General features: G+C 44.7%; 14 protein-coding genes. 2 read left to right on the top strand and 12 right to left on the bottom strand.

The window, feature by feature from the left end; translation table 11 throughout:
• Positions 1-4: 4 nt before the first annotated feature.
• The 5 genes from DW159_RS08925 to DW159_RS08905 all read right to left on the bottom strand — a co-directional run bounded on the left by DW159_RS08925 (position 5) and on the right by DW159_RS08905 (position 6,377).
• Positions 5-1,036, bottom strand: coding sequence for a glycosyltransferase family 2 protein (locus DW159_RS08925; protein WP_117550143.1), 1,032 nt, complete (start codon positions 1,034-1,036; stop codon positions 5-7).
• The gene (locus DW159_RS08920) at positions 1,033-1,818 is read right to left on the bottom strand and encodes a glycosyltransferase family A protein (RefSeq protein ID WP_242859110.1); all 786 of its coding nucleotides are present in this window, start codon (positions 1,816-1,818) and stop codon (positions 1,033-1,035) included. Before DW159_RS08920 ends, DW159_RS08925 begins: the two co-directional genes overlap by 4 nt.
• Before the next feature lie 199 nt (positions 1,819-2,017).
• Positions 2,018-3,034, bottom strand: a complete 1,017-nt coding sequence (galE, locus tag DW159_RS08915) for a UDP-glucose 4-epimerase GalE (protein WP_117550141.1) — start codon at positions 3,032-3,034, stop codon at positions 2,018-2,020.
• Positions 3,035-3,289: 255 nt separating this feature from the next.
• Positions 3,290-4,798: a UDP-glucose--hexose-1-phosphate uridylyltransferase gene (gene galT / locus DW159_RS08910; RefSeq protein ID WP_117550139.1), complete on the bottom strand. Its 1,509-nt coding sequence runs from the start codon at positions 4,796-4,798 to the stop codon at positions 3,290-3,292.
• Between the two features lie 289 nt (positions 4,799-5,087).
• A complete protein-coding gene (locus tag DW159_RS08905) occupies positions 5,088-6,377 on the bottom strand; it encodes a galactokinase (RefSeq protein WP_117550137.1) in 1,290 nt (429 codons plus the stop codon).
• A gap of 242 nt (positions 6,378-6,619) precedes the next feature.
• Between DW159_RS08905 and DW159_RS08900 the strand changes: the two genes are divergently transcribed.
• Positions 6,620-7,510 (top strand): AraC family transcriptional regulator, encoded by an 891-nt coding sequence (locus DW159_RS08900; protein ID WP_117550135.1) that lies wholly within the window; start codon positions 6,620-6,622, stop codon positions 7,508-7,510.
• Between the two features lie 43 nt (positions 7,511-7,553).
• Here DW159_RS08900 and DW159_RS08895 read toward each other — a convergent pair whose 3' ends face one another.
• The 3 genes from DW159_RS08895 to DW159_RS08885 form a co-directional block, all read right to left on the bottom strand.
• Positions 7,554-7,805 carry a hypothetical protein gene (locus DW159_RS08895; protein ID WP_055222234.1) on the bottom strand — a complete coding sequence of 84 codons (252 nt, stop codon included), beginning with the start codon at positions 7,803-7,805 and terminating at the stop codon, positions 7,554-7,556.
• Positions 7,806-8,288: 483 nt separating this feature from the next.
• The gene (locus DW159_RS08890; RefSeq protein WP_117550134.1) at positions 8,289-8,909 is read right to left on the bottom strand and encodes a flavodoxin family protein; all 621 of its coding nucleotides are present in this window, start codon (positions 8,907-8,909) and stop codon (positions 8,289-8,291) included.
• A gap of 122 nt (positions 8,910-9,031) precedes the next feature.
• The gene (locus tag DW159_RS08885) at positions 9,032-9,886 is read right to left on the bottom strand and encodes an AraC family transcriptional regulator (RefSeq protein WP_117550132.1); all 855 of its coding nucleotides are present in this window, start codon (positions 9,884-9,886) and stop codon (positions 9,032-9,034) included.
• A 293-nt stretch (positions 9,887-10,179) separates the two neighbouring features.
• Between DW159_RS08885 and DW159_RS08880 the strand changes: the two genes are divergently transcribed.
• Positions 10,180-13,632: a glycoside hydrolase family 2 TIM barrel-domain containing protein gene (locus DW159_RS08880; protein WP_117550130.1), complete on the top strand. Its 3,453-nt coding sequence runs from the start codon at positions 10,180-10,182 to the stop codon at positions 13,630-13,632.
• 98 nt (positions 13,633-13,730) lie between these two features.
• Here DW159_RS08880 and DW159_RS08875 read toward each other — a convergent pair whose 3' ends face one another.
• The 4 genes from DW159_RS08875 to DW159_RS08855 form a co-directional block, all read right to left on the bottom strand.
• Positions 13,731-14,351 (bottom strand): phosphoribosylanthranilate isomerase, encoded by a 621-nt coding sequence (locus tag DW159_RS08875; protein WP_117550128.1) that lies wholly within the window; start codon positions 14,349-14,351, stop codon positions 13,731-13,733.
• A gap of 50 nt (positions 14,352-14,401) precedes the next feature.
• Positions 14,402-15,766 carry an ATP-binding protein gene (locus DW159_RS08870; RefSeq protein ID WP_117550127.1) on the bottom strand — a complete coding sequence of 455 codons (1,365 nt, stop codon included), beginning with the start codon at positions 15,764-15,766 and terminating at the stop codon, positions 14,402-14,404.
• 483 nt (positions 15,767-16,249) lie between these two features.
• Positions 16,250-18,514, bottom strand: coding sequence for a 5-methyltetrahydropteroyltriglutamate--homocysteine S-methyltransferase (gene metE, locus DW159_RS08860; RefSeq protein WP_117550123.1), 2,265 nt, complete (start codon positions 18,512-18,514; stop codon positions 16,250-16,252).
• A gap of 169 nt (positions 18,515-18,683) precedes the next feature.
• Positions 18,684-19,736 carry a LysR family transcriptional regulator gene (locus tag DW159_RS08855; protein WP_022217021.1) on the bottom strand — a complete coding sequence of 351 codons (1,053 nt, stop codon included), beginning with the start codon at positions 19,734-19,736 and terminating at the stop codon, positions 18,684-18,686.

Raw genomic sequence — 19,736 nt, 5'->3', positions numbered from 1 at the left:
AAATCTATTCAAAACTCTTATTGTGCCTTACCTTGTTGTAAAGCTTTGAATTAAGCATTTTGTTGTAGCCTTCCAGACCCACATGCGCAGCATTCAGAAGCTTAAGTATCTTATAATGCTTCAATGTCATATCAACGACGTGTCTGTCTCTCTTGACTATATAACTCATAAGCTGATCTACCCGTGCAACACCTCTCTTTCTGTCGGAATCGCACAGCATGGAAGTTACCATGAAGCTCAGCAGAAGAAGATGTATCTTCTTGTCGCAGTATTCAAGAGCCCACTGCTCCGAGATGTCCTCTCTGTTCTTGAGCATCTTTACTATGACCATCTTGGTGTGGTCGATCCTCTTGAGCTGATTCTGCGCGGATACGCTCTGGGACACATCCCCGATCCTGTACTCGTACACGAACATATCGAGTGGCAGTATGGATTTTGCCAAGCAGCATGGATATGTCGCATATTCGTGATCCTCGTAGAATACTTTTTCTGCAAGTCTGACTCCATTCTCACGGTAAAACTGTGTTCTGTATGTTATTCCATGGAATGTGAGGCTTCTGTCAAATTTTTTCCAGTCTGACATGACCTCTTCCATAGTATATTCTCTGTCGAATTCATCAGGGAAACATCTCCAGTTCTTTATCTCCCCTGTTGTTATATTGATGGTGTGGTGACATGTCAGAACAACATCCGCACTGGCATTCTCGAGCTTTCCTATAAACTCAGGAATACTCTCTGTGAGAAACCAGTCGTCGGCGTCAAGCACCTTCATGTATCTGCCCCTGGCCTTCTCAGCTCCGGCATTTATCGCTGAGCCATGCCCTCCGTTCTCCTTATTAATAAGTGAATAGCTGTCAGGATACTTCTCAATGTACTCCTCACATATACTCTCACTGCCGTCTGTCGAACCATCGTTTACCACTATCACGTCTATTTTGTCCATAAGCTCCGGAACAACAAGTGATCCAAGACATTTGTCAAGATATGGCTTGCTGTTGTAGGACGGAATTATCACACTTAATATTTTTTCACTCATTTCTTCTTCCCTAACCTGTTCTCATGTATTCCCTTCATAATAAGTCTGAAGGCCTTAAACCATGATATATCACTGTCAAACTGATGTCTCTTCCTTATGCTGTAATACGCTGCGTATAATACCGCCGGTACATAACCCATGATGTATCTTGTCGTATTACCTCTGTTTATGAAAAATTCTTCGTTATACCCCTTAAACCAGGTTGACTTTGTCTGCGCAACATCCGCTATGACAAATGGTACATAATATATTGCAAGTCCGTTCTTCCTGCAATCCGTGAGGAATCTGAATTCCTCTTCTGCTCCGTTGCCCGAGCCTGCACCCATGCGCTCATCAAAATATACATTATTATTGACTATGCTCTCTCTCTTGAATGATATCTGCCAGGATGCCACATGCATGAGATCCAGATATCCAAGCTTCTTAGGCATGTCGCCCCAATGGGCAGGTCTGTTGCCTATGTTGAATATGATGACATCCGCCTCTGGCAGATCTCTGTACGCAGTCAGTATCCCTTCTTCGTAATTCCTGCTGAACACCTCATCGTCATCACACAGCAGACACACATCCGCCTCGGAATGCTTTATAGCATAGTTCCTGCTCTTGGTAAGACCCTTGTCATTCACCGAAAAAATTCTTGTCTTATGTCCGTTCCTGTCATATTCATTGTACCCATCATATCCACACTGGTTGACTATGATCGTGTCGGACTCTATATGGGATTTCGTTATGATATCCTCATCCTGAAGGTTCATACACGAAAGCAGTATTTCTAGTCTCATATGTCAAACACCCATTTCTATCTGATAAAGCCCTAAAAAAGGGCATAATTAACAAAGACCGCAGAAAGCGTAGTTTACTTACTTATACAACGTCTCTTTTAAAAAGTCAATACGCAGAAAAGAGCACCGGCAAATCTACATCTGATTGTATATAGTATTTGTCGGTGCCCTGTCACTTTATGTTATTTATATTTTGGAATTAGTCATTATATCCATTTGGATTCATCGACTGCCACTTCCATGAGTCAGCACACATCTCGTCGATTCCGTACTGAGCCTCCCAGCCAAGCTCCTTCTTGGCAAGTGAAGCGTCTGAGTAGCATGTTGCGATGTCACCAGGACGTCTGTCCTTGATCACATATGGAACGTCATGTCCACATGCCTTGCTGAATGCCTTGATAACATCGAGGACGCTGTAGCCATTGCCTGTTCCAAGGTTGTATACCTTAACTCCAGGATTCTCCTTGATCTTGTTGATAGCCTTTACATGGCCAACTGCAAGGTCTACTACATGGATGTAATCTCTCACACCTGTTCCATCCGGTGTGTCGTAATCATTGCCAAACACTCCAACGCTCTGAAGCTTTCCAATTGCAACCTGTGCAACATATGGAAGAAGGTTGTTAGGAATACCCTTTGGATCCTCTCCGATAAGTCCGCTCTTATGAGCTCCGATTGGGTTGAAGTAACGGAGAAGAATTACATTCCACTCTGGATCTGCTGTGTGGAGGTCTGTGAGGATCTGCTCGATCATCCACTTTGTCCAGCCATATGGGTTCGTAGGTGTTCCCTTTGGGCACTCCTCCGTGATAGGGATAAATGCAGGATTGCCGTATACTGTAGCTGATGATGAGAAGATGATGTTCTTGCATCCGTTCTTTCTCATAACCTCGCACAGGTTGAGGGTTCCTGTGATGTTGTTCTGATAGTACTCAAGTGGCTTTACAACTGATTCACCAACTGCCTTGAGTCCTGCAAAATGTATTACACAGTCAGGCTTCTCATCTGCAAATATCTTGTCCATAGCTTCCTTGTCAAGGATATCTGCCTTGTAGAATGTGAGATCCTTTCCTGTTATCTCCTTGATTCTGTCGACTGCCTTCTCGCTGGCATTGTAAAGGTTGTCGAGAATTACTACCTCGTAGCCTGCATTAAGCAGCTCAACACATGTATGACTTCCTATATAACCTGCTCCGCCTGTTACCAAAATTTTCATAATGTTTTTCCTCCTTTATGATACTGTGACTCATAACCATCTGCCGGACACCTGTGCTTTTGGGGGCACTGTTCATGTCTTGCGCAAATGTCGATCACCAGTTTATAAACATTTTTATTTTGCAATGACGTTTTCTCCAACACTATACCACTACATCCTGTTATGCACAATAAAATGTGGCATTAATAAATATTAGTTATGGAATACGTCTGTCACAGATACACATATATTATTGCATTTTTAGTGCACACTATATTACTGTGCATTCACATAATCTACGAACTTGAGGAATGCAGCCTTTCCGGCCTCATCTCTCTTGTAAACGCCTGCACACTCAAGGATCTTTGCGAATACATCGCCGATCTCATCCTGAAGTATCTTGTGTACGTTATCCGCATTTATATCGTACTTTCCAATGAAAGTCTGTACCCAGTCGTAATGCTTTGCTATATTCTCGTGGGCCTTGATGTCTCCACCTGCCACAAGAACCTCTGCAAGCTCTTCCATCTCGCCCTTGAGTCTTGCAGGAAGCACCGCAAGTCCCATAACCTCGATGAGTCCGATGTTCTCCTTCTTGATGTTGTGATACTGCTCCCATGGATGATAGAGACCAAGTGGATGCTCCTCTGTGGTGATGTTGTTACGAAGGACTAAGTCCATCTCGTACTTGCCATCTCTCATCCTTGCGATAGGAGTGATGGTGTTGTGTGGCTCACCGTCTGTCTCAGCGAATATGTACGCATCCTCATCTGTGTAACCTCTCCATGCACCGAGGATCTTGTCTGCAAGATCTATGATCCTGTCCGGATTCTCCCCATCAAGTCTTATGACTGACATAGGCCACTTCACGATTCCTGCCTCGACATCCTCATATCCTGCAAATGTAACCTTTGTCTCAACAGGTGCCTTTGTCATGGCAAATGTATAACGTCCGCCCTGGAAGTGATCGTGTGTGAGGATTGAACCACCTACTATAGGAAGGTCTGCATTTGATCCCAGAAAGTAATGAGGGAACTGACCCACAAATGAGAAGAGCTTCTGGAATGTCGCCTTCTCTATCTTCATTGGGATGTGCTGTCCGTTAAACACGATACAGTGCTCATTGTAATATACATAAGGAGAATACTGGAAGCCCCACTTGCTGCCATTTACCTCTATAGGGATGATCCTGTGATTCTCCCTTGCAGGATGGTTGATCCTTCCGGCATATCCCTCGTTCTCCATGCAAAGCTGACACTTTGGATATGATGACTGTGACATGGTCTTGGCAAGGGCGATCATCTTCGGATCCTTCTCGGGCTTTGAAAGGTTGATGGTGATGTCGATATCACCATACTCTGTAGGCTTTACCCACTTGATATCCCTTGCAACTCTGTATGTTCTGATGTAATCTGTAGCTCTGCTGAGCTTGTAGTAGAAGTCTGTCGCCTCCTCTGGGGACTTTGCGTACTTCTCTCTGAATGTCTTTATGATCTGGCTTGGCTTTGGAACCAACGCATTCATGATCTTGGTGTCGAACAGATCTCTGAGGACAACCGAATCCTCTGCGATAAGTCCATTCTCAACTGCGTAATCCAGAATCTCCTTGAGACACTCCTCAAGTTTTTCCGGTGTATCTATAGCTGGCACCTCACCCGGCTCCTCGTAGCTGTCCTTCTTCAGCATCTCAAGGATGGTGTTGGTCGTGTATATTCTGTCCTCTTCCTCTATCAGCTCATTTGCAATTCCGTACTCAACAAGCTGCTTGATATTTGTATCTATCATGATTGTAACCCTTCTTTCTACATATCCTTATATTTTTCTCGCACAGATATTTGCGAAACCCATAAACCTGTATTATGTTTGAGGTAATTTAACATTACCAAATCAGGGGAATACGAGGCCGCCGGTCCTTAGGTAATAGTCAATGCTAAGAAATCTGCATTGACTATTACCCGCAACAGCTGGCAAGCCAGCTGTTACATACGCTGCAGACAGAAATAAGCGAAAGCGACCCTTGATTGGTATGTTAAAGCGCCTCAGACACTACATTGCAATTATGTTTCGCAAATATCTATTCAACTACCTTGATTCCGCCGTAAGGTCTCACCTTGAGAACGTGGCATGCGCCCTCTCCGAAGATCGACTCTATGTTCTTCTTGTACTCAGCAACAGCCGCGTTCTTGACAAATGCCTGGATTGTTCCGGCAAATCCGCCGCCGTGTACTCTGCACACACCATCCTCGCCGATGAACTTCTCTGAGAATCCAAGTGCTATTGATACGTTCTGTGTGAGCGGATCCTTTGCGCTGTATATATTCTGAAGAAGCTTAAAGGATGAATCTCCACTTCTCTTTATAACCTCAAGGAAATGATCAAATTCCTGATTCTCAAGCGCTGCAACGCCCTCTGCAACTCTATCCTGCTCTGTGTAGAAGTGAAGCGCACGAAGGACTGCTCTGTCGCTCACCTTGCCGCTTGCTCTCATCTCACCAACCTTGCTGATGAAGTCCTCCTCTGAAACTCTGCTGAGTAATTCCTCACCGAAGTAATTTGCAACCTGCTTCATCTCTGCAGGGATTGCTGCGTAGTCGTCTGTGAGGTCTGCATGTGAACCCTTTGTGTCAACGATACACAGGCTGTACTGATGAGCCTCAAAGTCAACCGGAACCTGCTTGATGACAGGATTAGCCTTGTCGAAGAAGTCGATATATATAAGTCCTCCGACTGCACATGCCATCTGATCCATCAGTCCGCATGGCTTGCCGAAATATACATTCTCTGCATACTGTCCGATCTTTGCCACATCTACAGATGATACCTTCATCTCATTGTAGAGGCCTGAAAGGATAGTTCCTATAAGGCTCTCAAATGCTGCTGATGATGACATTCCTGCTCCCATGAGCACATCGCTTGTGACAAATGCTGTGAAACCGCCTACCTTGAATCCGTAGTCTCTGATTCCTGCAACAACACCCTTGATAAGCGCTGTTGTTGTTCCCTCAAGTGCAGGATCCTGCTCGATATCATTTACATTGATAACTTCCTTAGGCATATCGTCTGACACAAGCTCGATCACGCCGTCCTCTCTAGGTGCCACAATTGCTATGGCATCAAGGTTGATCGATGTAGCAAGTACATGTCCGTTCTGATGGTCTGTATGGTTTCCACACACCTCGCTTCTTCCGGGAGCGCTGTAGATAGCAACCTCCTGATCTCCGAATAACTCTGTAAATTTATCAAGAGCTTTTACATATCTTTCCCTGTTGTATGGGATCATATCCTTGTCGAGATAGATCTGTGCAAGCTTCTCGTCAAACTCTCCACCTGCGATAATTTCCTTTAATTCTGCGATTTTCTTCATTGTCTGTAACTCCACCTTTCTCCATCTTTTTATATTTTTTCTTAATGTCCGTTATTTTGTTGTCCATATTGCGCACATTTTCTGCGCTACGCCGTTGCGCTTCTTGCTTTGTGAATATAATTCTATAACAATATACAGATTTTGAACATGGCATAGCGTTGCAAATATATGTCCATTTGTTAGATTGTTTTTTCTCGTAAATGTGGTATACTCGGATATAAAATAACTACGGAGTATACAAAATGGAAAATAAGATTGTTATGGAATTTCCCCAGGAAAATGACACAGATCTCTACCTGAATGTGTTCGGTCACTCAATAACCGAGCCGCTCCACAAGGCAGGGCCTGCGGTCAAGACCTTCTACCTCATACATTTCGTGCTGGAGGGAGAGGGCGACTTTTATGTGAAAGGGGCACATTATCATTTGAAAAAAGGGCAGGGGTTCCTCATTGAACCGGACACCCCAGCGACATATATATCAGACGAGCACCATCCGTGGCGTTACGTATGGTTCGGATTCTCTGGCAGATGTGCTCAGGACACGCTGAGCAGTATTGGCTTGACACAGAACCAACCTATTTTCACCTGCGAGGATGGCGATAAACTGAAAAAGTACGTGTTTGATATGCTTGCCCACAACACCTCGGATCACGCAGACCACTACAGACTTATGGGTATGCTCTATCTCGCACTTTCAGTAATTGCAAATGCACAGAAGGATAAGCTGGAGGCTCCGTCGGGAAATGCATATGTGAACCACGCAATTTCATATATCCAGAACCACTACAGTATGCCGATGAAGGTGGAGGAGCTGTCCGACTACGTTGGAATCAACAGAAGCTATTTCTCCGACCTGTTCAAGCAGTACACCGGGATGAGTCCTGTGAAATACCTGCAGAATTTCCGCATAACAAAAGCCCAGCATATGCTTACCATATCTGAGCTTTCTATAGAAAGTATTGCATTTTCATGCGGCTACCAGTCCGCTGAGGCATTTCACAAGATCTTCCGCAAGACCACCGGCATGTCGCCCAATGCCTACCGCCAGGAAAAGCGCCAGAGAACGCTCTCCAGTCAGGAGACCATGAACAACAACAGGCCGGATTATATTGATACAGATGATGATTTTTAAAATTATCTCCAGTGGCAAAGGCACCAGACATTATTACAAATTCCTACTTTCTTTTCCACCTAATTATCATCATAATAATAGATGCACATACGCACAATCCCCCTACAGCAAATGCCCCAACAGCTATTTCCTGCCACATTTGTGCATTATACAATTCTACCCCCGTAACTATTATGCAAATACCTAATAATGCCATTGCCGTAATCACCAAAGGCATCTTTTTAGTCGCTATACCAACTATTGATACAAGGACTGCCACAACTCCGATGGCAGCCACAACAATTGCCATATTCATATTTTCTTCTCCTCTACTTCTTTTTTGACGGAACCTTTATCGATGTTTGACACGCGACATAGCTCGCACCAGTATTTTTCATTGCTATGTATCTTGTTGTGGTACTCCAGCCATCGTGGACCACCAAAAATGTATACACCTTTCCCGTTCTCATATTCTTAACATCAACTACATTCACTGACATTTTAGAATTAAAGCTACTGGAATATCTATGCAAAAGCCTCCACCCTCAAACTGCAATAAAATGGAATCCTATTTTGTTCTCTAAAATAAGGTCTCATCCTCAAAGGCCTAAAATCATATATCCTTTTTCACCAGAAACATGAACACCATCCCAACTTTGAATACTTACCATTTCCATACCTTGACTATAGTTCAAGAGATTACATATGTAATCTCTCTTTCTACCATTAACACTATGTTCTGATTTAGGTTAAACTCAATCTTTGTCATTTGCTTCACGATATTATAATCTTTACTAATTTATCTTATAAAGTTCGTCTGGTTGCCTCTCTCCGTGTCAGGGAGTGCAACACCTGCTGCCTTGCCGGCTTCAAAGCATTTGAGCATCCATGCAAGGTTCTTAGCAAGATTCCTCATGGTCTGCATACCCTCCGCATCCAGCTCAGCCTCTCCAGGCACGCGTCCGTGTACAAGATTCCAGTATGTAGAGCCAGCCACCGGCATCTGTGATATTCCAAAGTATTTATTCATCACATCGAATGATGCTGATGTTCCGCCACGTCTTGCAACTGCCACAGATGCACCCGGCTTGAATGCAAATGCACGGCCGCTGCTGTAGAATACTCTGTCAAGGAATGACTGCACACGTCCGCTTGGATGAGCATAGTATACAGGTGTTCCAAATACCAGTCCGTCTGCTTCCTTGGCCTTGGCAACGAACTCATTTACCTTATCGTCATCAAACACACAGCCTTTTTCCGTACACTGTCCACAGCCTATGCAGTCTCTCAGTGGAGCTGCTCCGATCTGGAATATCTCATAGCCTATTCCCTCTTTCTTGAGCTGCTCGCCTACCTCGTAAAGTGCACGGTATGTATTGCCCTGCGGCTTCGCGCTTCCATTCAACATTAAAACCTTCATATTCAGTTCCTCCAATCAACAATCATTTTATATCTCATTTAATATGTAACTGCCCGTCGCACACACAGCAGTTTCTTCTATATTATATATACACTTAATGATAAATTTTTTCCAGCTATTTATCACCGCCTGATCGACTTCCTGTACTCCATCGGTGACATCCCCTTTTCTTTCTTGAACACCCTGCTGAAGTAGAGGGGGTTGTCGTATCCAACAATCTTGGCGATCTCTGTCATGTTATAATCAGAGCTCTCGAGAAGCATCTGGGCATTGGCTACTCGCTTCGCCATGATGTACTGTGTGGGCGTGGTGCCGATGCGCTGCCTGAAATTCCGTATAAACCAGCTAACGCTCATGTTATGCTCATTTGCATAATCCTCAACAACTATCTCCTCGTTGTAATGCTCTCCGAAATATCCCGCTGCGCGGTCCATCTCCTCCGCCATGGCTGACACATTTTTGGAATCATCCTGTCCCTGCTGCCTGTGAACTGAGATAAGTATCTGTCTGAATATATATTCCAGCATCTCCTCGTAGTCATCCCGGCAGAGCTGCAGTTCCTGTATCATCTGTTTGAACAGGGTTCTATACTCCGCATGGTCTCCACCATAAAATATATTCACATCATCATCTATCCCATATCGTCTGAATATCTGCTTCACCTCTCCCCCGGTGAAATGCACCCAGAATACTTCCGTGTGTTCGTCCCCGTAATACACATACCTCTGCATCTGTCTTGGTCTGTAGATAACCATATTTCCGGGGCAGGCAATCATATCCTTTCCGTCTATCTCAAAATGTGCTTTACCCGCCGCCACGTATATTAGCTGATAATCTTTTCGCCCTTTTGGTCTGTAGGTTGTAAACTCCTTCTGCGTATACAGCTTGTAAGTTCCGCAGCTTGTGACTATGAGCGGTCTGCTCTTGTCCACTATGTCGAGCAGTGAGTTGTGAAGATATGCTGAGTTTGTATACATGTGTGGCTCCTTTCTATATGGCAAATTACACTATTATTTCACTATTTTTACACTATTTTGAAGCGTGTGCAGGCACATCCTGTATGCTTTATACTTTTTCTTTTGTCTGTTCAGAGACTTCACCCTGCAAGCGGACTTGCAGGGTGCGGCGTATCCGCCTTATAAAACCAGAATGTGCATGTTTTGTCTTATTATGTGCATGGACTACGCTCGCCTGTTTACCTTATAATATAATCATCAAACAACGAATATTCAACATTTTATATATTATTTTAAATACAGGAGGTCTTGTTATGATTATTCCACGCTACTACGAAAATCTGCATATTTTGCATGAAGGCACCATGCCGCTCAGAAACTACTACATTCCGGCATCCACAGCATTTGACAGTCCTATAGCTGCCAGAGAGAATTCCGACAGACTTCAGAGCCTTAACGGAGTCTGGAAATTCAGATATTACGACAGCATTTACAAGCTTCAGGACGAATTCTACAGTGAGGGCTATGATGTGTCTGGCTTTGATGATATCCCGGTTCCATCAGTATGGCAGATGCACGGATACGACTATCACCAGTACACCAATGTCAGGTATCCATTTGCATTTGACCCACCTTATGTTCCAAAGGACAACCCTTGTGGTGCATATGAGACAGACTTTATCTACGATCAGAACGAGGACGCACCACTCGCGCACTTGAACTTTGAGGGTATAGATTCCTGTTTCTATGTATGGCTCAACGGCAGGTATGTTGGCTACAGCCAGGTGTCCCACTCAACCAGTGAATTTGACATAACCGAATTCATAAGAAACGGCTCCAACAGGCTCTGCGTGCTGGTTCTCAAATGGTGCGACGGAAGCTATCTTGAGGATCAGGATAAGTTCCGCATGAGCGGTATTTTCAGGGATGTATATATCCTGAAACGCTCTGAGGGTGCTGTATATGACTATTTCATAAAGACCAGCTGTGACGATATAACGGATCCAGCTAAGGCAGATGTAACCATAGACTTCACAGCATTTACAGAATATTCCTGCGTTGAAGACCGTTTTTCATCAAAACCAGAAACAGTGGTTGATAAAGGCGCTGATTCAAATTTTGATATTGAAGTTACCATTCTGGACGCCGATGGCAGCATATGTTCATCAGGCTGTGTAAAATGTGAAATTTCCGCTCAGAGCGATGCCAATACCAATGCAGACGAAAGCAAAACCGCAGCCAGCTCCAGCAGCATCACTTTGTCGATCGACTCCCCTGTGCTGTGGAATGCAGAAAAGCCATATCTCTACACTGTCATCATAAGATGCGCCGGTGAGGTCATCACTGACAGGATAGGAATCAGGGAGATAACGATAGAGAATAAGATCGTGTACATCAACGGCATGCCGATCAAGTTCCATGGAGTGAACAGACATGATTCCGACCCTGTGACCGGTTTTACGATCAGCAGAGAACAGATCATCAGGGATATGTCTCTCATGAAGCGGCACAATGTCAACGCCATAAGGACAAGCCATTATCCAAATGTTCCTTATTTCTATGAGCTCTGCGACGAATATGGATTCTATGTGATAGACGAGGCTGACATAGAGGCACATGGTCCAAGTGAATTGTTCTATTCTGATAATAATTGGGATAACAAGGCAGCAAGGTGGAATGAGCCGATCGCCAACAATCCTGAATTCTGTGAATCCATTCTTGACCGCATCAGGCGCTGCGTCATCAGGGACAAGAACCGTGCCAGCGTAGTCATCTGGTCCATGGGAAATGAGAGTGCTTACGGCGTGACATTTGAGGAGGCTCTGGCATGGGTCAAGTCCTATGACAGCTCCCGTCTCACCCACTACGAGAGTGCACAGTATACAGACGGTAAGAGAAAATATGACTACAGCAATCTGGATCTCTACAGCAGAATGTATCCATCCATATCCGAGATGGCTGAATATATAGATGGTGATGGCGACAAGCCTTACATCCTGTGCGAATACTGCCATGCCATGGGCAACGGCCCTGGAGATCTGGAGGACTATTTCCAGTTCTTCGACAGCCACGAAACCACCTGTGGCGGTTTTGTGTGGGAGTGGTGCGATCACGCCATATACAAGGGCAAAGCGGCAAACGGCAAGGCTATGTACGCCTACGGAGGCGACAACGGCGAGACTATCCACGATGGCAATTTCTGTATGGACGGCCTGGTCTATCCTGACCGCAGACCACACACCGGGCTGCTTGAATTCAAGAATATCCACCGTCCGGCCAGGATCACCGGCTATGATGGGGCAAATGGAATTCTGACGCTGCACAACTACATGGATTTCACCGATATCAGAGATTACCTCACTATGAGCTATGAAGTCACTTGTGATGGACAGGTGGTTACATCCGGGAATATTGATGTTCCTTCCGTGGCACCTCACGGCGATGGAACTGTCAGCCTGAGCCCTACTACAAATATACAGAAATCATTGTCAGACTTATATGCAGCAAGTCATGCTGACATTTCTGGCAGCTCAGATGTTACCGATTATTCAAGTGTTGTTGAATGTTCAGATGTCGCCGATTGCACAAAAGATATTATTACACACAGAATGTTTCTCCGTGTGATATATAAGGCAGCTTGTGACAGTGCATTTGTCAAGGAAGGTGATGTGTTGGGATTTGACGAGATAGAACTTGCCACACAAAAACAGAACGCAGACAAGGTCCTGGATAAAGCATCGTTTTTGGACAAGGCGCAGAATTTGGCGGAACAATATCTGACTACTCAGGATACAGCTTCTGCCCATCTTCATGTATCGGAAAGCGACACAGAATTTGTTGTCAGCGGAAGTAATTTTGAATATATATTTGACAGGAACACAGGAAACTTTACAGGCTTAGCAATTGACGGTCAGGAATTTCTCGCTGCTCCATGCGATAAGACAATCTGGCGCGCACCTACGGACAATGACAGAAATATAAAGAACGAGTGGTTAAGAGCGCACTATGATATGGTATCTGAGCGGACCTATGATACAAGCTGTATTGTGAAAGACGGATGTGCTGTGATTACATGTACATCCAGCCTCTCTGCACCGACGGTACAGCCGGTTCTGAGGATAAACGCTGAATGGATAATAACACCTGAAGGAACTATAAAATCAAAAATGCATGTAAAGAAAAATGCTGAATTCCCTACGCTCCCAAGATTTGGCGTGAGGATGATTTTGAGAGAAGATATGCGAAATGTAAATTATATCGGTATGGGTCCATATGAAAGCTACGCAGACAAGCACCATGCAAGCTGGCATGGCTCATTTTCTGCATCCATTGACGAGATGCACGAGGACTATATCATGCCACAGGAAAATGGAAGCCACTTTGACTGTAGCCTTGTTCAGGTCAGTGCCACTGGAGCAAGCGACGAGTCTGACAGGAATAGCTCCGACAAAAATAACTTTGTCAACGGTTCATCATATCAGAGCATTTGCAATGCGCAGACAGCCGAAACGATCGCAGCTACAACAGCCCACAGCATAACCGTGACATCCGCTGTGCCATTTTCAATGAACGCTTCGCCTTACACCGCAGAGGAACTGACCAATGCAGCCCACAACTACGAGCTGCCGGAGAGCGGCAAATCCGTCCTGTGCATAGACTATCGCCAGAACGGAATCGGCTCCAACAGCTGCGGCCCCGAGCTTGATGAGAAATACAGATTTGACGAGGATGAGTGGGAATTTGGATTTACCATGCAAGTGAAATAGATACAAAATTATCGCTAAATTAAGTTTATCTCATGAAAAAGGACAAAGTCTCCAAACTTTGTCCTTTTTTCCGCTTGTATAAGTATTCAGATACAAATCTACCAAGCAGCGATATTCCTCTTCATCTGGCGCATCTTCTCCGGATCCTTGCCCGGTTTTTGAACGTCACCTACCACATCGTACTCTATGCCAGATGACACATCTACTACGTCGGGATGTACCTGCTCTATCGCCCGCCGCACATTGTCCGGCGTGAGACCTCCGGCAAGCACAAACAGCCTTCCATCACGCTCTATTTCATTCAAACTATTCCAGTCAAATGTCTTGCCACTTCCAGGTTCACCGGCATCGAACACATAACCTGCAATATTCGAAAGGCTTTGATAATGTAGGTACATATCCATATCCTTCACATTGAACGCCTTCCACACTGGCAAATGCGCACTCCCTATAAGCTCATCGCTGGTCTGTCCATGAATCTGTATCACATCAAATCCCAGCTCACCTATCTCCGCTATCTGCTCCGCATCCGGGGATACCACCACTGCAACCTTCTTCACATCTTTCCTCAGTTCTTCAAGCAACCTGCGCGCAGTCTCCGCACTGATATTTCTCTTTGACTTTGGAAAATACATCACCATACCTATATAATCAGGTCTCACTTCATTCACCGCGGCCACATCGGCCGGGGTCGTGATTCCGCACATCTTTATCTTCATGCTGTCTCTCCTTTTTTTAACATCGGCTCGTCAACAGGCGAAAACTGATGCTACATATCCTTATCGAACGTCAACCCTGATAGGTCAAGTTTATATATCGTGTCAACCATCTTTTCGTTTTTCAGAAACGCAATCATATATATCGGCAAATATACTTTTTTGCCGCTGACCTCTACATTTCTCTCCGAAAAAACATATGCATATTCTATTCCGTAATTTTCATCAGCCAAGACATTACACAACGCAGAGTGCCGTTTGTAATCCTTACCCGATTTTATCTCCAGTGGAACTACTTTTCCATTCAGTTCTATTACAAAATCAAGTTCACCCTGCTTTTTGCTGTTAAAATAATATTGTTTATGACCTTTGCTGAGTAGTTCCTGGGAAACCACATTTTCAAATAACGCACCATTGTTTATAGATTTTTCTTTATTCAGTATCGCCATTTTCACCTGATCCGAATACCTGCTTGTCAGCAGCCCTACATCGGAGAAAAATAATTTAAAGAGATTCCTATTCTCACTGATCACAAGCGGAAGTTTCGGCTCGCTTATATTGTAGACCGGTATCGCAACCCCAGCATCCTTAAGCCACATGAAATCATTTGCAACCCTATCATAACTGAGGCCTTTACCTATACTATTGATCTGGAATCGTTTATTTTTCTGATCAAGCTGTCCCGGCATAGCATCATATATCTCCTGCAGTTTCAGCTTATATCTTGTCTCATACTTTGTAAAATCACTCTTATATAATCTAACTATCTTTTCATGTACCTCCGCTACCTTCGCAAGATCATTTGTCTCCACATAGGTATTGACCACCTCCGGCATTCCGCCCACGATAAGATACAGATTGAATACATCAAGCATTTTTTCATGTACAAACGAATCAACAGGCAGCCTCTGCGTAAAGCATTCCTTCAGTGTGTCGATCACATTCTGATTCACACCAACAGAAACCATAAATTCGCACAGATCCATCGGATACATATCGCATACACGCAGATATCCAACCGGTGCAGATCTGAGGTCATTCAGCTCTACGCCCAAAAGCGAACCGCTCATAATATACCTGTAGCTCCCATCTTCCACCAGAAACTTCACTCTTGTCACTATATCTTTAAACTCCTGCACCTCATCCAGAAATATGATCGTACGGCCTTTCTCAAGAGGCTGTTTAGTCACCAGACTAAGTCTCATAAGCAGATCCTTTGCATCTCTGGCACCGCCAAACAATGTGACAAGCTCCGGCTGGTCAATAAAATTCAATTCCACATATGGCACTCCACTTTCCCTGAGGCATTCTTTTATAAGATATGTCTTACCGATCTGTCTCGCTCCCGTTATGAGCAAAGCGTCTCTGCCGCTCTGAATCCATGAATCTATATATTTTTTTGCCGATCTTTCCAGCATAAAATCACCCCACATACTGCATTTGCAACTTTTCTATCCCTATGATATCAATTTTTTGCAACTTTTCCAACCTTTTCGCGGTGATTTTTGCAACTTTTCCAACCTTTTTTCGGCAGATTATGCAACTTTGCGAGCTTTAGTAACAATTTTCTTTTATTTTACGGCGGGTCCTCCTTATGAAAATATCTGTCCGGGCAGTGTTTTTTTCTCTTTATATGGAAACTGCCTGTCGAATTCTTCCACAGCCTTTTCGTCCACGAAATATCCTTCTGGCGGAGCGTACTCACCCGTGACTCCATCAAGATATCCGGGTATCAGCTCTTTGCAGAGGAAAAACGATGCATTCTCACCCTCTTCAAGTCCATGATAGCGAATACCAAACTCACTTGCCGGCCTGAATCCGCTTTCTCCAGCCGTATAACCAGATCATCATTATGACTGACTTGCGTAATATTTATGTGAATTTGTCAAGCATTTTATATATTATTTTCTTACCTGTCTGGCAGCCTCAACCATATTTCTGAGGCTGGCGTCAGTCTCAGGCACACCTCTGGTCTTAAGACCGCAGTCCGGATTGATCCAGAGCTTATCCCTGCCTATCTTCGTGAGCATGACATTTACCGCCTTCACGATCTCTGCCACCGACGGAACTCTTGGAGAGTGAATATCATATACGCCAGGTCCCACCTCTGTCTCGAAGTTGTTCTCCCTGAGAGAATCCAGGATCTGCAGATCGGATCTTGACGCCTCAAATGTGATCACATCCGCGTCCATATCATCTATGGCAGGTATGATATCCGTAAATTCACTGTAGCACATATGTGTGTGTATCTGTGTCTCAGCCTTCACACCGCTGTGTGTCAGACGGAATGCAGGTATCGCAAAATCAAGGTACTCCGTATACCAATCAGATTTTCTGAGTGGAAGCTTTTCTCTGAGTGCAGCCTCATCTATCTGTATCATCTTTATTCCATGCGCCTCCAGATCCAGCACCTCATCTCTGATCGCAAGCGCTATCTGTGATATAGATTCCTTGATTGATATATCCTCCCTTGGGAATGACCAGTTGAGTATCGTCACCGGACCGGTCAACATTCCCTTCATGATCTTGTCTGTGAGCGACTGCGCATATACAGACCAATCAACCGTGATCGGCTTTTTGCGGTATACGTCACCCCATATCACAGGCGGCTTTACGCATCTCGTTCCATATGACTGTACCCATGCTTTCTCAGTGAACAGGAATCCGCCAAGTGCCTCACCGAAATATTCAACCATGTCATTTCGTTCATACTCGCCATGCACTAGCACATCCAGTCCAATGTCCTCCTGCCACTTTACACATTCCTTTATCTTTCCCTTTACAAAGTCCACATATTCCTGCTCAGATATCTCTCCCTTTCTGAGCTGTGCTCTCTGCGACTTCACATCCTTAGTCTGTGGGAATGAACCTATAGTGGTTGTCGGAAGCTCAGGAAGCCCAAATTCCTTCTTCTGAAGTGCCTGCCTCTCGCTTCTCTTCGGAAGTCTTGCATAATCTGCCTCAGTCACTGCCGCAAGCCTCTGTCTCACCTCGTTGCTGTTGCAGTCTCTTGTCCCCGCAAATAACTCCTGATTCTTGTGGTATGCCTCAAGCTCTGTATAGTTATAACTCTCGGCAAGTGCCGCAAGCTCCGAGAGTTCAATAAGTTTCTCCTCTGCAAATGCAAAGAACCTCAGATAGTCCTGTGACAGCTTCGTCTCTTGCTTAAGTGTGTATGGCACATGGAGCAGTGAGCATGATGTAGACAGAACCACATCTATCTTCTTATCGCGGAGCTGCCCTACTATCTTGAGGGTCTTGTCGTAGTGATTTCTCCAGATATTTTTGCCATTTACCAGGCCGGCAAAAAGTACCTTATCCCCAGGGAAGCCGTATCTGTCTATAAGCTGACCGGTCTGTTTGCCCTCTATAAAATCAAGGCCTATTCCGGCAAATGGCATATTTATGATATCTTCATACACATCCCTCACATCACCGAAGTATGTCTGGAGAAGTATCTTACAGTCTGCACGATCTGCAAATACCCTGTCATACACCCTGTGGAAAAGTGCCTTATCATCGTCATCCATATCTCTCACCAATGATGGTTCATCAAATTGCAGCCACTCCACATTCTCTTCATCGCACTCGGCGATGAGCTGTCTGTAAGCCTCTGCCACATCATCAGCAAAGTCTTCTGCATTCTTTGATCCCACATATCTGCAGAGCTTAAGCATTGTGTATGGTCCTATAACCACAGGCTTTGTCTTGATCCCCAGCTCCTTGGCCTCCTCGTATTCACCTGTAAGTTTCTCGCAGTCAAGGCTTATCACCGTGTCATCCTCTATCTCCGGAACTATGTAATGATAGTTTGTGTTAAACCACTTCTTCATCGCAAGAGCCTTCACATCCCCGGATTCTCCCTGATACCCCCTTGCCATGGCAAAGTACGTGTCAAGCTTTGAGACATTTAGCTCTCTGTATCTCTTTGGCACAATTCCGAGAAGAACTGCTGTATCAAGCACTATATCGTAAAATGAAAAGTCGTTGCATGGAATAAAGCCTATCCCTGCTGCCACCTGTGTCATCCAGTGTCTGTGTCTGAGATCCGCTGCAATTCCTGTAAGCTCCTGCGCCGTTATCTCATGTCTGAAATATTTTTCAGATGCAAATTTTAACTCTCTTAATGTTCCCACCCTTGGAAATCCTATAACCGCTGTCTTCATCATATCCTCCTGCTCACTCACTGGCATATCTCATAGACCAGTGTTATTTTCTTGTTTGTTGTTGACATTATATGAAGCTCTGGTTCGCTTGTATAATACATAAAAATATAGCGTGGATATAGTTTTTTGCTATACCCACGCTATTTCTATGTCTTTTTTTCTATGTCAGCTATGTGGCTTTAACCCTTCTCATATGTTCCGCCGCCTTCTCCCTCACATCTCCGCAAGCAGGCTCTCCGTCATCCCTCATCTCATTGAAGCGCCCCCTGTGCTGGAGCTTTCTCTGAGGAATTTTTACTGAATCTTCCGGCTCGTCACTGCCAGCCGTGAGATAATTTGCCAACGCACCGAGATAGGTGTTTCCAAGTCTGCTGAGGATCGCCTTCCTGTGGACGATATACCCTATCCTCATATCGCTCTCATCTGCCAGCGGCACCGATATAATGTCCTTGCCGTTCAGCTTTTCATCTATGACACCGCTGCACACAGTATATCCATTCAGACCTATCAGCAGATTGAACAGTGTCGCTCTATCCCTGACTCTTATATTCTTCTTTCGCTCCGTCGTAGAGAATATTTCCTCCGAGAAGTAAAAAGAGTTGTGCTCTCCCTGCTCAAATGACAGATATGGATACGCCTCCAGCTCTTCATTTATTATGATATCGTTCTTCGCCAGTGGATGCTTTCTGCTTATGAACACGTGAGGCTTTGCCACAAACAGCTCATGAAATTCCAGGTCATTTGCCCGGAGGATCTTGTTCAGCACCTTCTCATTAAAGTCATTCATGAACAATATTCCGATCTCGCTTCTCATCCTGGCGACATCATCTATGATCTCATAGGTCTGTGTCTCCCTTATGCTGAAATCATATTCGTCCTGTCCATACCTCTTTATCAGGTCAACAAATGCATTTACCGCAAATGAATAATGCTGGGTGGACACGCAGAAGCTCTTCTTGCCGCCATCGTCCCCCTTGTATTTGTCCTCAAGGACCTTCGCCTGCTCAAGCACCTGTCTCGCATAGCCGAGGAAGACCTCGCCCTCTATGGACGGACTTATTCCCTTATTTGACCTGTTGAATATATTTATCCCCATCTCTTTTTCCAGCTCATGGATGGCATTTGTCAGGCTTGGCTGGGATATATACAGCCGGTTCGCTGCCTCGGTGATCGTGCCCGTATCCGCAACCATCACCACATATCTAAGCTGCTGAAGTGTCAT

Origin of the sequence: Coprococcus sp. AM14-16 (assembly GCF_003434675.1) — a bacterium.
GTDB classification, from domain to species: Bacteria; Bacillota; Clostridia; order Lachnospirales; family Lachnospiraceae; genus Coprococcus; species Coprococcus aceti.
This window is presented reverse-complemented; position numbering and strand designations above follow the sequence as displayed.

Bases quoted from the DNA above. Each gene is read 5' to 3' on its own strand.
- DW159_RS08925 (WP_117550143.1), bottom strand. From the start codon at position 1,036: ATGAGTGAAAAAATATTAAGTGTGATAATTCCGTCCTACAACAGCAAG.
- DW159_RS08920 (WP_242859110.1), bottom strand. From the start codon at position 1,818: ATGAGACTAGAAATACTGCTTTCGTGTATGAACCTTCAGGATGAGGAT.
- galE (WP_117550141.1), bottom strand. From the start codon at position 3,034: ATGAAAATTTTGGTAACAGGCGGAGCAGGTTATATAGGAAGTCATACA.
- galT (WP_117550139.1), bottom strand. From the start codon at position 4,798: ATGATAGATACAAATATCAAGCAGCTTGTTGAGTACGGAATTGCAAAT.
- DW159_RS08905 (WP_117550137.1), bottom strand. From the start codon at position 6,377: ATGAAGAAAATCGCAGAATTAAAGGAAATTATCGCAGGTGGAGAGTTT.
- DW159_RS08900 (WP_117550135.1), top strand. From the start codon at position 6,620: ATGGAAAATAAGATTGTTATGGAATTTCCCCAGGAAAATGACACAGAT.
- DW159_RS08895 (WP_055222234.1), bottom strand. From the start codon at position 7,805: ATGAATATGGCAATTGTTGTGGCTGCCATCGGAGTTGTGGCAGTCCTT.
- DW159_RS08890 (WP_117550134.1), bottom strand. From the start codon at position 8,909: ATGAAGGTTTTAATGTTGAATGGAAGCGCGAAGCCGCAGGGCAATACA.
- DW159_RS08885 (WP_117550132.1), bottom strand. From the start codon at position 9,886: ATGTATACAAACTCAGCATATCTTCACAACTCACTGCTCGACATAGTG.
- DW159_RS08880 (WP_117550130.1), top strand. From the start codon at position 10,180: ATGATTATTCCACGCTACTACGAAAATCTGCATATTTTGCATGAAGGC.
- DW159_RS08875 (WP_117550128.1), bottom strand. From the start codon at position 14,351: ATGAAGATAAAGATGTGCGGAATCACGACCCCGGCCGATGTGGCCGCG.
- DW159_RS08870 (WP_117550127.1), bottom strand. From the start codon at position 15,766: ATGCTGGAAAGATCGGCAAAAAAATATATAGATTCATGGATTCAGAGC.
- metE (WP_117550123.1), bottom strand. From the start codon at position 18,514: ATGAAGACAGCGGTTATAGGATTTCCAAGGGTGGGAACATTAAGAGAG.
- DW159_RS08855 (WP_022217021.1), bottom strand. From the start codon at position 19,736: ATGACACTTCAGCAGCTTAGATATGTGGTGATGGTTGCGGATACGGGC.